General features: G+C 49.3%; 14 protein-coding genes. 7 read left to right on the top strand and 7 right to left on the bottom strand.

The window, feature by feature from the left end:
- Positions 1 to 31: 31 nt before the first annotated feature.
- Complete coding sequence (gene ispB / locus AC2204_RS14320; protein ID WP_318926355.1) at positions 32 to 1,003, bottom strand: octaprenyl diphosphate synthase; 972 nt, start codon at positions 1,001 to 1,003, stop codon at positions 32 to 34.
- Between the two features lie 279 nt (positions 1,004 to 1,282).
- Between ispB and rplU the strand changes: the two genes are divergently transcribed.
- The 7 genes from rplU (at position 1,283) to folA (ending at position 5,428) form a co-directional block, all read left to right on the top strand.
- Positions 1,283 to 1,594, top strand: coding sequence for a 50S ribosomal protein L21 (gene rplU / locus AC2204_RS14315; protein WP_107285196.1), 312 nt, complete (start codon positions 1,283 to 1,285; stop codon positions 1,592 to 1,594).
- 20 nt (positions 1,595 to 1,614) lie between these two features.
- Positions 1,615 to 1,872: a 50S ribosomal protein L27 gene (rpmA, locus tag AC2204_RS14310; RefSeq protein WP_107285195.1), complete on the top strand. Its 258-nt coding sequence runs from the start codon at positions 1,615 to 1,617 to the stop codon at positions 1,870 to 1,872.
- A 92-nt stretch (positions 1,873 to 1,964) separates the two neighbouring features.
- On the top strand, positions 1,965 to 2,174 hold the full coding sequence (locus AC2204_RS14305; protein ID WP_318926354.1) for a hypothetical protein: 210 nt from the start codon (positions 1,965 to 1,967) through the stop codon (positions 2,172 to 2,174).
- Positions 2,175 to 2,264: 90 nt separating this feature from the next.
- Complete coding sequence (gene cgtA / locus AC2204_RS14300) at positions 2,265 to 3,437, top strand: Obg family GTPase CgtA (RefSeq protein WP_318926353.1); 1,173 nt, start codon at positions 2,265 to 2,267, stop codon at positions 3,435 to 3,437.
- A gap of 205 nt (positions 3,438 to 3,642) precedes the next feature.
- Complete coding sequence (locus tag AC2204_RS14295; protein ID WP_318926352.1) at positions 3,643 to 4,434, top strand: threonine/serine exporter family protein; 792 nt, start codon at positions 3,643 to 3,645, stop codon at positions 4,432 to 4,434.
- Entirely contained in the window at positions 4,431 to 4,904 is a 474-nt protein-coding gene (locus AC2204_RS14290) for a threonine/serine exporter family protein (protein ID WP_318926351.1), read from the top strand. The genes AC2204_RS14295 and AC2204_RS14290 overlap by 4 nt, the downstream gene beginning before the upstream one ends.
- Before the next feature lie 35 nt (positions 4,905 to 4,939).
- The gene (gene folA, locus AC2204_RS14285) at positions 4,940 to 5,428 is read left to right on the top strand and encodes a type 3 dihydrofolate reductase (RefSeq protein WP_318926350.1); all 489 of its coding nucleotides are present in this window, start codon (positions 4,940 to 4,942) and stop codon (positions 5,426 to 5,428) included.
- A gap of 52 nt (positions 5,429 to 5,480) precedes the next feature.
- On the opposite strand, the gene AC2204_RS14280 is transcribed toward folA, so the two are convergent.
- The 6 genes from AC2204_RS14280 to lptD are packed head-to-tail and all read right to left on the bottom strand — an operon-like array spanning position 5,481 to position 12,263.
- Positions 5,481 to 6,299, bottom strand: coding sequence for a symmetrical bis(5'-nucleosyl)-tetraphosphatase (locus AC2204_RS14280; protein ID WP_318926349.1), 819 nt, complete (start codon positions 6,297 to 6,299; stop codon positions 5,481 to 5,483).
- 8 nt (positions 6,300 to 6,307) lie between these two features.
- Positions 6,308 to 6,697, bottom strand: a complete 390-nt coding sequence (gene apaG, locus AC2204_RS14275) for a Co2+/Mg2+ efflux protein ApaG (protein ID WP_318926348.1) — start codon at positions 6,695 to 6,697, stop codon at positions 6,308 to 6,310.
- Positions 6,698 to 6,736: 39 nt separating this feature from the next.
- Positions 6,737 to 7,552, bottom strand: coding sequence for a 16S rRNA (adenine(1518)-N(6)/adenine(1519)-N(6))-dimethyltransferase RsmA (rsmA, locus tag AC2204_RS14270; protein ID WP_318926347.1), 816 nt, complete (start codon positions 7,550 to 7,552; stop codon positions 6,737 to 6,739).
- Positions 7,549 to 8,541, bottom strand: a complete 993-nt coding sequence (gene pdxA / locus AC2204_RS14265) for a 4-hydroxythreonine-4-phosphate dehydrogenase PdxA (protein WP_318926346.1) — start codon at positions 8,539 to 8,541, stop codon at positions 7,549 to 7,551. Before pdxA ends, rsmA begins: the two co-directional genes overlap by 4 nt.
- On the bottom strand, positions 8,534 to 9,832 hold the full coding sequence (surA, locus tag AC2204_RS14260; RefSeq protein WP_318926345.1) for a peptidylprolyl isomerase SurA: 1,299 nt from the start codon (positions 9,830 to 9,832) through the stop codon (positions 8,534 to 8,536). The genes pdxA and surA overlap by 8 nt, the downstream gene beginning before the upstream one ends.
- Before the next feature lie 46 nt (positions 9,833 to 9,878).
- Entirely contained in the window at positions 9,879 to 12,263 is a 2,385-nt protein-coding gene (gene lptD, locus AC2204_RS14255; protein WP_318926344.1) for an LPS assembly protein LptD, read from the bottom strand.
- Positions 12,264 to 12,425: the final 162 nt, after the last annotated feature.

Below are 12,425 nucleotides of genomic sequence, written 5' to 3'. Positions count from 1 at the left end.
GCAAACGGGATCAGCGCAGGCGTCTAAGGGGTTATTTATTGCGTTGCACGGCAAGGTGTGCAAGCGCAACTAAGGCCTCTTTGTAATCTGATTCTGGTATTGGCGCCAGCGCAGTAATTGCTTTATCGGCTTCTTCTTCGGCGCGCAGCTGGGTGTATTCCAGCGAGCCCGTCTCGCGCATACAAGCCAGAATTGGTTCAAGTTTATCTAAACCATTCCCTTTTTCGATAGCTTCGCGAATCATTACAGCCTGCTCAGCGTTACCATGGCGCATAGCATGTAGCAACGGCAGAGTCGGTTTACCTTCAGCAAGATCATCGCCGACGTTTTTCCCCATCTCTTTGCCATCAGCAACGTAATCCAGCACATCATCGATCAGCTGGAAAGCTGTCCCTAAATAACGGCCATAATCCTGCAGGGCGGTTTCAATCTGTTTCGGCGAGTCCGTAATAATGGCAGCAATTTGTGCTGCGGCTTCGAATAAGCGTGCCGTTTTTGAGTAGATCACCCGCATGTAGCTCTCTTCGGTGATGTCAGGATCATTGCAGTTCATTAATTGCTGCACCTCACCTTCGGCGATCACATTAGTGGCATCGCCCATAACATCCAAGATCCTTAAAGATCGTAGGCTGACCATCATCTGAAATGAACGGGTATGGATATAGTCACCAACCAAGACACTGGCGGCGTTGCCGAATGCGGCATTAGCGGTTTTCTTGCCTCGGCGCATATCCGACTCATCAACCACATCATCGTGAAGCAAGGTTGCAGTATGAAGAAATTCAACAAAAGCGGCTGCTGTCGTGTGTTTATCCCCTTCGTAATTCAGCGCTCGGGCAGCAAGAACCGCTAACATCGGGCGCAGACGCTTACCTCCGCCGCTGACAATGTAAAAACCGAGTTGATTAATCAGAGCAACATCTGAGTTCAGTTGTGCTTTTATCTTCGCGTTAACTTCCGCCATATCATTGGCGGTGAGCGCTTGGATAGCTTTAAAATCCATTATACATCCAGCAAAATTATTGGCCGCTAAGGCGGAAAGGTTATTCGAATTTGTCATAGGATCTTACACTAAAATATCCCTTTCTTCACAACCTCTAATTACTACAGATCAGAGAGTTGTTCTGCTGAACAGCTTTTCACCAATTTTCTTTGTATAATGGCTTGCCACAAGCACCGTTTTCACGTAACATTCGCGCCCTATTGATGACAAGATTAAGCGCATACCCGTTGCCCAAAATATAACGTGGCAGATGGCCTATGCGGAAAAGCGGAGTAAGACATGTACGCTGTTTTCCAAAGTGGTGGTAAGCAACACCGAGTAAGCGAAGGCCAGACCTTACGCTTGGAAAAACTAGACGCTGAAACAGGCGCTAGCGTTGAATTTGACAACGTTCTTCTAGTAACCAACGGTGAAGAAGTAACTGTAGGTGCACCATTCGTTGCGGGTGGTAAAGTGACTGCAGAGGTTGTTACGCACGGTCGCGGCGATAAGATTAAAATCGTTAAGTTCCGTCGCCGTAAGCATTCTCGTAAGCAAATGGGCCACCGTCAGTGGTTCACTGAAGTCAAAATTACTGGCATCAGCGCTTAATAATTAGGAGAATTTAAAAAATGGCACATAAAAAAGCTGGCGGTTCTACTAATAACGGCCGTGATTCAGAAAGCAAACGTCTAGGTGTTAAGCGTTTCGGTGGTGAATCTGTTCTTGCAGGTAACATCATCGTTCGTCAGCGTGGTACTAAATTCCATCCTGGCACTAACGTAGGCTGCGGTAAAGACCACACACTATTCGCACTAACTGACGGTAAAGTTAAGTTCGAAGTTAAAGGTCCTAAAAACCGTAAATTCGTAACTATCGAAGCTGAATAAATTCAGTCTCGTAACGAATCTTAAAGCCCTGCCAACTGGCGGGGCTTTTTATGTTTTGAGGGTTTACGTTTAACCAAAACCCTACAGAAGCAATGGCGCGCTGGCAAGCCTCGCAAGTGAGCGCGGGGATCACTTTAGCTCCCTTGTTTACGATAATATTTGGTGATCTTGCTAGTCTGATTTGGCCACAGTTTGTTGCCGCCGCAGCCCTTAATCTATTGGGTTATATTGGTGCTATGGTTGTGGTGAGTAGTGCCATGTTCCGTGCGATTGGGCATAAAATTATTCGTCAGCACAAATAGCCAAGGTCCATTACAATAGATTAATAGCAATCTGAACAATTTGATGATTGATCAGATTGAGATATTGAACGCCACTGTGCGGAGAAAGATATGAAGTTTGTAGATGAAGCGGTAATTAGAGTTGATGCCGGTGATGGTGGTAATGGTACCGTTAGTTTCCGTACTGAAAAATATGTGCCAAGAGGCGGCCCTGATGGCGGTGACGGCGGTGACGGCGGTGACGTATACCTATTGGCCGATGAAAACGTTAATACCCTGATCGATTATCGATTTGAGCGTTTTCACTCAGCCCCTCGCGGCGAAAATGGCCGTGGCGGTAACTGTACCGGTAAACGCGGTGAAGATTGTATCTTACGTGTTCCTGTCGGGACGCGTGCGGTTGATGAAGAGACCGGTGAAATCATTGCTGACCTGACACAGCACGGTATGAAGGTCATGGCCGCAAAAGGCGGATTCCACGGTTTAGGCAATACCCGTTATAAATCGTCAGTAAACCGGGCGCCGCGTCAGAAATCCATGGGAACCAAAGGTGAGATCCGTCACTTGCGCCTTGAGCTATTGTTGCTTGCGGATGTTGGTATGCTGGGTCTGCCGAATGCAGGTAAATCAACCTTTATTCGTGCGGTTTCTGCGGCAACCCCAAAAGTGGCGGATTACCCGTTTACAACCCTGGTTCCTAGCTTGGGTGTGGTGCGTGTCGACTCTGACCGCAGCTTCGTTGTAGCAGATATTCCAGGCCTGATCGAAGGGGCGGCGGATGGCGCTGGCTTGGGGATTCGTTTCCTTAAACACCTTGAACGCTGTCGTATTCTTCTGCATATGATTGATCTGTTGCCTGCCGATGGTTCAGATCCGGTTGAAAATGCATTCACAATTTTGAATGAGCTGGATAAGTACAGCGAGAAGCTGGCGAATAAACCTCGTTGGATCATCTTCAATAAAGTGGATTTGTTATCAGAAGAAGATGCGCAAGCCAAGATCGATGAGATCCTGGGCGCACTTGCCTGGGAAGGTGACTATTACTGTATTTCTGGCCTCAATCGTATGGGCACGAAAGAGCTTACCTATGATCTGATGGCATTCATTGAGCAGTTACCAAAAGTAACGTTCGAAGAAGAAGCGGTAGAACAAGAGAAAGTCGAATTCAAGTGGGACGATTATCACGCTGAGCAAATCAAAAAAGCGGAAGATGATGACGATGACGACGATTGGGATGACTGGAACGAAGATGATTATGATGTAGAGATCATTTACAAGCCATAATTCATGCCTTTCCAAGATAATGAGCCGCTCCTATGAGCGGCTTTTTTGTGTCTAATCAACACTGCCAGAGTAAATTTGTCTGATAATTCATGGCCAATGATGGCCGGGCGAAATGATTGATAATCTTCAGCTGTTACTGAATAATCCCCGAGGGCAAGGGGATGCCCGTTAGGCTTGATGTAGAGATGAGACAGAGGGAAGATTAATGGTGAGAGGGATAAAGCAGCTGTCAGAGCCAGAGCAGAGGGAAGTGTCCCGTCTGGCGGTTGCAGCAGGACAAAGGCTATTACAGCATGGCGCTGAAAGCACGCTGGTGATGGATGTCACCACGCGGTTGGGGTTAGCGCTGGGCGTTGAGAGCGTTGAAGTGTCGTTATCGGCCAGTTCGATGGTGCTGACGACATTGCACGATGGCCGCTGTATTACGACGACTCGCCGCTGTCAGGATCGCGGTATTAACATGCAAGTGGTGACGGAAATTCAACGAGTCTGCATCATGGCTGAGCGCGGAGTCATTGATGTGGATGGTGTCCATCAGCGTTTAGAGCAGATTAAACCCCTGCGTTACAACCGTGTTCTGGTTATCGTGATGATCGGTTTATCCTGTGCATCCTTCAGCCGCTTGGCTGGGGGAGACTGGCCTGTTTTCCTGCTGACCTTTGTGGCATCCTCGGTCGGGATGTTTGTGCGTCAGGAGATAGCCCACGCTCACTTTAATCCATTACTGAATTTCGGCGTGACGGCTTTTGTGACGACCTTAATTTCAGGCATGGGTCAGGTTTATCAGATTGGCGAAACCCCGTTTCTGGCGATGGCTTCTTCAGTCTTAATGCTGGTCCCCGGTTTTCCGTTAATCAATGCGGTTTCAGATATGGTCAAAGGCTTTTCGAATATGGGGATTGCCCGCTGGACCATAGCCAGCTTACTGACATTATCAACCAGTGCCGGTATTGTGGCCGCAATGAATGTGCTGGGCGTATGGGGGTGGCTGTCATGATCGATTTAGCCTTTATGCTTGCACTGCTCAATGACATGTTTTTTTCGATGATCCCGGCGGTTGGTTTTGCTCTGGTCTTTAATGTTCCGCAGAAAGCGCTGAAATACTGTGCTATCGGCGGGGCGCTGGGTCATGGTGGCCGCTTTGTCTTGATGCATTTTGGAGTGCCGATTGAATGGGCAACGTTTTGTGCCGCGACGATGGTCGGGATGATTGGTGTGCACTGGTCGCACCGTTTTCTGGCCCATCCGAAGGTCTTTACCGTTGCGGCGATGATCCCTATGGTTCCGGGAGTGTTTGCCTTTAAAGCCATGATCGCATTAGTCGAAATAAATCATCGCGGCTTTAGTCAGGAGCTGTGGGTACTGATGATGGAAAATGTTATCAAGGCGGTATTTATTGTCGCGGCATTGGCGATAGGGCTGGCAATGCCGGGACTATTGTTTTATCGTCGCCGGCCGGTGATATAACATTTTATTTCTGGTGGCGGTTAACAGGGGAAGTGATGAAGATCAGTATGATCGCAGCGATGGCGAAAGATCGTGTTATCGGTAAAGGCAATGCGATGCCATGGCATCTGCCTGCAGATTTTGCCTGGTTTAAGCAGGCGACATTAGGCAAACCCATTGTGATGGGACGCAAGACTTTTGAGTCGATTGGACGTCCGCTGCCGGGCCGTCATAATATCGTGATCAGCCGTAATCCTGAATTTTCCGCTGAAGGGGTGACCGTGGTTGCTGACATTGATGCAGCCAAGAGTGCGGCGGGTGATGTAGAGGAGCTGATGGTTATCGGTGGTGGCAGTATTTACGCGGCCTGCCTGCCGGCGGCTGATCGCCTGTATCTGACTTTTATTGATCTGGTGGTTGAGGGAGATACCTGTTTTCCTGACTGGGGCAATAACTGGCTGGAAACCTACAGCAAAGATTATGCTGCCGATGACAAAAATGCCCACAACATGCGCTTTACGATATTAGAGCGAGCGTCGAGTTAAGAGTCTCGAGGGGCGAGAGTTTTCGTCCCTAGCTCCTCGGCTCTTTTCTCTCCTATGCATATACCGGACAAGCGGTTTCAAATCTGGCATCGTCTTCCCAGCGTAATAACGTCATGCTGTTTCCCCATACACATCCCGTATCAAGACCTATCACCGTGTTATCTTCGTAGCCGGATAACGCGGCCCAGTGACCAAAAATGATCTTCTTCCCTAATGGTTGTGAGCGGGGAAGGCTAAACCAAGGAAGCAGTTCACCGGTGTCAGGATGATCGGGGGGGAGTTTACAGGCCATATCCAGCCTGCCATCCGGATAGCAAAAGCGCATACGGGTGAAGGCATTAATGGTAAAGCGGTACTTATCGATGCCTTTCAGCTCGGGAGTCCAGAGGTCAGGACCATTGCCGTACATGTTTTGCAGTAGCCAGAGATAATCTGCAGACTGCAAGCAGCTTTCAACTTCCCGTGCATGCTGATGGGCTTGCTTAAGATCCCACTGCGGGGGAATACCGGCATGAGCCATGACGAAAGGTAAGGACGGGTGTTCGGCGAGTAACGGTTGTCGCCGGAGCCAGTCGAGCAGCTCGGCACTGTCGGGAGCATCTAAGATGGCCTGAATTTTGTCTTTGGCTTTCGGCTTGGCGATGCCATTAGCAATGGCGAGTAAGTGCAAATCGTGATTGCCTAATACTGTTGTTGCCCGGGAGCCAAGCGCTTTCACAAACCGTAAGGTGTCAAGCGATTTAGGCCCCCGTGCGACGAGATCACCAGCCAGCCATAATTCATCACATTCAGGATCGAATCGGGCCTGATCAAGCAGGTGGCAGAGATCGTCGAAACAACCTTGAATGTCACCGACAAGGTAGGTAGCCATACGGTTCCTTAATGAAGAATATTGGGAATAGCCAGTCGGAAGGGAGCAACCTCGGCAATAAATTCATCCCCCAGCTCATTACTCATGACGTAGTGACCCTGCATGACTCCCAGAGGGGTTTCAATGATAGTACCGCTGGTATAGGTGTATTCTTCGTTGGCAGCAATTTCAGGCTGCTCGCCGACGACACCTTCGCCTTCGATCACTAATTTTTTGCCGTTGGCATCTGTGATCAGCCAGCGACGGCTCAGCAACTGAGCCGTTCCCTGCCCGAGATTACTGATAGTGATGGTGTACGAAAACACATATCGCTGATTCTCAGGTTCAGATTGGTCTTCCAGGTAGTGAGTAACCACTCTGCATTTGATGGTTGGGGTGGCGTTAGTACTCAAAATCATGCTTCCTTTCTTTGTTCAGCCAAACCCCAACCTATGCGCTTATGCGTTTTTATGGTTGGCATCCAGCCAGTTTGCCATGTCAACGAACTGCTCAACCGTGATATTTTCCGGACGTAATCCCGGGTTAATTCCCAGGTTCTCCAGTTCTTCGACGCTGAACAGCGCTTTATAACAGTTGCGGATTGTCTTACGGCGCTGATTAAAACCTTCACGGCACACACGATCTAACCATTTAAGATTAGTACATGGGTAGGGCAGGGTTTCATATGGCGTCAGGCGTACAACCGCAGAGTCCACTTTTGGTGCTGGTGTAAATGACTCTGGCGGCACTTCCAGTACCGGCATTATTTTGCTGTAGTACTGAGCCATGACGGTCAGGCGACCATACGCTTTGCAGCCAGGCCCCGCCGCTAAACGATTGACCACCTCTTTTTGTAACATGAAGTGCATATCTTGCACATTTTCATGAAAAGTAAAAAGGTGGAACATCAATGGCGTGGAAATGTTGTACGGCAGATTACCGAAAATACGCAGCTTGTTGTTCGGCTTGATCAGCTGGGTGAAGTCGAAACGCATGGCATCGCCTTCGTGGATCGTTAGCTTATGAGCCAAATCAGGGTGGTTGCGTAAGCGTTCCGCCAGATCGCGATCCAGCTCGATAACTGAAAATTTATCGACCAGTTTGCCGACAGGCTCGGTGATTGCACCCAGACCCGGGCCAATTTCAACCAGGTTTTGACCTGGCAGCGGGTTGATGGCAGATACAATGCCATCAATGATATACGGGTCGTTCAAAAAGTTCTGGCCAAAGCGCTTACGGGCGCGGTGACCCAGGTGGACTTGATCGCTGCTCATGCTTGTTTTTCTACCAATTTGAGGGCGTGTGATAGCGCTGTCCAAAGGCTACCCGTGTCCGCCTGTCCAGTACCTGCGAGTTCCAGTGCGGTACCATGATCTACTGAAGTTCTGATGAAGGGCAGACCTAACGTAATGTTGACCGATTTACCAAAGCCTTTATATTTCAGCACTGGCAGCCCTTGATCGTGATACATAGCCAATACAGTGTCTGCATCGGCCAGATATTTATCCTGGAAGATAGTATCGGCAGGCAATGGGCCTACCAGATTCATTCCTTCCTGTTGGCGAAGCTGCTCTAAGGCCGGAGAAATGATGTCGATTTCTTCTCTGCCCAGACAGCCGTCTTCACCGGCGTGCGGATTTAAGCCGCAAACGTAAATTTTGGGCTGTTTAATACCAAATTTACTGACTAAATCCGCGTGTAAAATGCGGATGACTTGTTGCAGCCGCTCTTCTGTTATCGCTTTGGAAACATAAGCCAAAGGGATATGCGTCGTCACTAACGCCACCCGCAAGCCTTCAGTCGCCAGCATCATTACAACTTGCGCTGTGTCCGCTTGCTGGGCGAAAAACTCGGTGTGGCCACTGAATGCCACACCAGCACGGTTAATCACACCCTTGTGAACAGGGCCTGTTACCAATGCCGCAAATTCGCCACTCAAGCACCCCTGAGCAGCTCGCTCTAACGTTTGTAGTACGTAGTGACCATTTTGTTCCTTTAGCTCACCAGGCGTCACTGGTGCTTTAAGATCGTGGTCAGTGACAACCATGGTGCCAGCCTGATGCGGCTGCGCGGGAAGTGAGGCATCATACACTCTTACTTCCAGCGGTAATCCCAATTGGGCTGCACGTTCTACCATAAGCTGGGCGTTAGCACAAATAACCAGTTCATGTGGCCAGTTCTGCTGGGCGATAGCAATCACTAAATCAGGGCCGATACCAGCAGGTTCTCCCGGTGTGATCGCGATGCGTTTAACCTTACTCATTGTCAGCTCCTAATTGTTCGATATAAGCACCGGCGCGTAATTCCTGAATCCACGCCTGAGCTTCTTCGTTGAACTTACGGCTGAACAAAATACGGTAAGCACGGTCTTTGACTGCGGCATCAGTACGGTCAACATTACGGCGTTCTAATACTTCAACAATGTGCCAGCCATGGACGGTTTTAAAGGGTTCACTGATAGTGCCGGTTGGCAGGCTTTCCACTTTATCTTTAAATTCAGGCACATAAATGTCAGGAGTCTGCCATCCCAGTTCACCTTTGTTGGCCGCCGAGCCCGGGTCGGCACTCAGTGACTGAGCGGCGTCGGCAAAAGTCTGCTCTCCCGCCAGGATCTTGTTGCGCGCATTTTTCAGCTGACGTTGTGCGCCGTCATCACTTAAAATGACCGAAGTTTTCAACAGAATATGGCGTGCATTGACTTCGGTGACCGAGACCGTTTCTAACCCTTTGGCATCGTTGATTTTCATAATATGGTAGCCAACACCGCTCCGGAAAGGACCGATAATGGCGCCTTTGCCATTTGATTTGATCTGATCGGCAAAGATGGTTGGCATCTCTTCCTGGCGCATCCATCCCCATTCGCCACCTTGCAGTGCTTTCGGGCCTTTTGAGTAGCGGTAAGCGAGGCTGGCAAAGTCGGCGCCTTGCTTGAGTTCATTCACCAGCTGCTGAGCTTGCTTTTCCGTTTCTTCGCGCAGTGCCTTATTGGCACCGTCTTCGACCCGAAGCTGAATGTGGCTGATGTTGAACTGTACACTTTGGAGATTTTGTTTGTTAAGTTGCTCTGCCAGCGTGTCTACCTCTTGTGGCAAAATACTGATGCGGCGGCGAACCTGAATGGTACGCGCTTCGCTTGCTGTCATATCACGGCGCATTTGCTCGCGGAACATTGAATAACCGATGCCGTTTGAAGCCAGTTCTTGCTGCAGTTGGGGAACCGTCATTTGCCGCTCTTGGGCGATTCGGGCAATCGCCTGATCAAGGCGGGTATCGTCGATTCGGATCCCAAATTGCTCAGCCTGCTGCAGCTGTAGGGCCTCAAGGATCAGCTTTTCCATGATCTGTTCAGTCAGGACTTCGTCAGAAGGCAAAGGCTGATTTTGTTCGGCGGCATTGATGCGTACCGTTTTAAGCATGGCATCGACATCGCTTTGCAGGATCACGCTGTTGTTAACCAGCGTCACGACCTTGTCCATTTCCTTGGGGGCAGCAATGCTGCCGGCTGCGAGGCTCCAGATAACCAGGCCTAACAGAGAAGACTTCCACTTTTTCATTTACGTTCCATCTGTGTTGCAATTACGACTTATGGCCGTAATTGGGTTAATTATTTAAAGAGAATGAATTACCGTACGACAATGCATTACCCGTATCAGTACTGTAACCCAGAGGTTTTGCGCCCTGCAGGCCGAGCAAGCTGAAGGATAATGTTATGTTATCCTCGTATTGGGTGTTCTCCGCCCCTAAAGAACTCGATGCATACTGGTTATAAGTCAGACCGATAAGCCAACAAGCAGAGGTGTAAGTCAAGCCTACCTGGGTTTCCAGCATTTTATTGACATTCAGATCATGGAAATAGTCGGCACGCAGGCTCAAGCCCTCGTAAAGAGGAATACCTGTTGACAGGCCGAGCTGAGAAAGACCGTCCTGTTTGCCACTATCATCGGCAGCGTTTGGATTGGCGACGAATCGGTCCAGGTAGCTGCTAGAGACGTAGCGGTAGTTTGGCTGAATATAAACCCCTCCGGTACGGTATTCAATTGCTCCGCTGGCCAGCTGCACCTTTCGATCACTCGCATCATATTGCATGGAGCTTTTGAAGAAGAGCCAATCGGCATAGTTAAATTCAGTTTCTAATGCTGTTGCCGAATAACTTTCCGCATCATCTTCACTGGTACCATCAAATGTTGGTTTCTCGATATAAAAGATTTGACCTAACGACAGGGTAAATCGTTCCCTGAAATTATTGTCAAAGTAACGAGTCGAGGCGCCAAGGGTAAATTGGTTTGCCGGAGCAATGTAATCAACACTACTATATATTTTGTCACTAAACAGGCCGTAGTAGTCTTGTTGCAGGCGGGTACTGTCATAACCACCACCAGAGTATGTTACCGGGTTATAGATACCTGACTGGTCAACGTTCTGTACAAAGAGATATTGGATCTGCGGTTCAAGGCTTTGGGTATAACGGTTACCCCAAAAGGCGGTGTCCCGTTCCAGGTAGAGCCCACTGTGGATACGTACACTTGGAACTGTCCGCGAAGCCGTTTCGTCAAGCGTTGATAAACCTGTGAGCGAGTTATCAAAGTCTTGATTGTAATAGGTGTACATCAGCTTAGTTTCTGAAGTGATAGACCACCAAGGCGTTGAATAGGGCAGTGTGAGCTTCGGTTCGAGGTGAACACGATCGGCCGAGGGCTTAGCGTTTGAATCATTTTCAAAACGGCTGAGATGGCTGGCCATCGAGAAATCGAAGCCGTAAGGCAGATCCGGGCGGTAGTAGTTAAACTCCAGCTGGGGCATCAGACGATATTGCGTTCCTTCGCCGGTTGAGGTTAACGGTTGGAAATCACGCACCCTTAACGTTGAATCCCAGTTCTGCTCGCGGTAAGAGACCTCTCCGGTCTGCAACAGGTTGTTATCTTCGCGCTTACCGATGCTGGAATCGATTTCATTGAAATAACTGAAGTCACTGGTTTTGCTGTAATCGGCCTTAAATAGCCAGTGGCTTCGGTAAGTCCCGGTGTGAGACCAGTTAAAGGCCCAGCGGGCATCTTTTTCCGGTGCGATTTTATCATCACCAAGGTACTCGCCGCTTAACTGGCCGCGGCCAAATTCATTCAGGTAACGGAATTGGGAATTAAGTTGCAGGCCGCGGTTACTCATGTACTTAGGAGTGATGGTCATGTCGTAATTCGGGGCAATATTCCAGTAAAACGGTGTTTCAAACTCGAAACCATCACGGGAGCCATAGCTGAGAGACGGGTACAAGAAGCCGGTTAAACGCTCTTTGCCTACCGGCACTCTTAAATAAGGTAAATAGAAAACAGGCACATCAAGCACTTCGAAGCGGGCGTTGTACAAGTCAGCAAAAGGTGACTCCCCCTCTCGCTCCAATGTGGTCGCAGCAAAGCGCCAGCTCTTATCGTCAGTCGGGCAGGTGGTATAGGTTCCGTCTTTCATCCGGTAGAACTGGGTTCCCAGAACATTTTTCTTGCTGATCCGGCTTGCTTCCCCCCGACCGGCTTCACAGGTCATGCTATAGACCGCGTTCTCCATTTCGGCATCTTCACTGTCGAGGTTGCTTTGGAGGCGATCGGAGTAGACTTCCATACCACCGTCATGGAAATAGACATTGCCTTCCGCCGTGACGATATTTTCCGGCTGACGTAATGTCGCCATATCTGCCGCCATCGTCCGGTGGCCTTGCTGGACAACCACATCGCCAGAGTAAGTCATTTTGGTGTTAGTTTTTGCTTCTGCATGATCGGCGGTGACTTTGATTGGCTCATTATTGGGATCAGCAGAGCGATCCTGAGGGGCGATGCAGATACCGCGCACCAGTTCAAGCGCATCCGTTTTTTGGTCAGCTACAGAAAACGCATCATTGACATCGTCGCTCTGGGTTGGAGTTTCATCTGCCAGTGCCGGGCCATAAAGAGCCAGGCTGATCATGGTGGCAAGTAAGCTGCGGGAGGTTAATGACATCGAATTAAACGTTCCTGTATTCAGTTTGTGGCGCATAGCTATTTGGTTGCGCTTTTTACAAGCATTCCCGATAAATGACAGCTATCATAATGCAATTTCACCTCGACGGCATCTTTTCAGGCCACAGTGTCGAGTAAACCATGAATAAATTTAGCAAATTAC

This window comes from Photobacterium sp., from assembly GCF_057456235.1.
Note: the sequence above shows the minus strand (reverse complement) of the source record. Positions and strands in the feature narration are given on the sequence as shown.

Excerpts from the sequence above, each read along its gene's own strand:
- ispB (WP_318926355.1), bottom strand. The coding sequence starts at position 1,003 with ATGGATTTTAAAGCTATCCAAGCGCTCACCGCCAATGATATGGCGGAA.
- rplU (WP_107285196.1), top strand. The coding sequence starts at position 1,283 with ATGTACGCTGTTTTCCAAAGTGGTGGTAAGCAACACCGAGTAAGCGAA.
- rpmA (WP_107285195.1), top strand. The coding sequence starts at position 1,615 with ATGGCACATAAAAAAGCTGGCGGTTCTACTAATAACGGCCGTGATTCA.
- AC2204_RS14305 (WP_318926354.1), top strand. The coding sequence starts at position 1,965 with ATGGCGCGCTGGCAAGCCTCGCAAGTGAGCGCGGGGATCACTTTAGCT.
- cgtA (WP_318926353.1), top strand. The coding sequence starts at position 2,265 with ATGAAGTTTGTAGATGAAGCGGTAATTAGAGTTGATGCCGGTGATGGT.
- AC2204_RS14295 (WP_318926352.1), top strand. The coding sequence starts at position 3,643 with ATGGTGAGAGGGATAAAGCAGCTGTCAGAGCCAGAGCAGAGGGAAGTG.
- AC2204_RS14290 (WP_318926351.1), top strand. The coding sequence starts at position 4,431 with ATGATCGATTTAGCCTTTATGCTTGCACTGCTCAATGACATGTTTTTT.
- folA (WP_318926350.1), top strand. The coding sequence starts at position 4,940 with ATGAAGATCAGTATGATCGCAGCGATGGCGAAAGATCGTGTTATCGGT.
- AC2204_RS14280 (WP_318926349.1), bottom strand. The coding sequence starts at position 6,299 with ATGGCTACCTACCTTGTCGGTGACATTCAAGGTTGTTTCGACGATCTC.
- apaG (WP_318926348.1), bottom strand. The coding sequence starts at position 6,697 with ATGATTTTGAGTACTAACGCCACCCCAACCATCAAATGCAGAGTGGTT.
- rsmA (WP_318926347.1), bottom strand. The coding sequence starts at position 7,552 with ATGAGCAGCGATCAAGTCCACCTGGGTCACCGCGCCCGTAAGCGCTTT.
- pdxA (WP_318926346.1), bottom strand. The coding sequence starts at position 8,541 with ATGAGTAAGGTTAAACGCATCGCGATCACACCGGGAGAACCTGCTGGT.
- surA (WP_318926345.1), bottom strand. The coding sequence starts at position 9,832 with ATGAAAAAGTGGAAGTCTTCTCTGTTAGGCCTGGTTATCTGGAGCCTC.
- lptD (WP_318926344.1), bottom strand. The coding sequence starts at position 12,263 with ATGTCATTAACCTCCCGCAGCTTACTTGCCACCATGATCAGCCTGGCT.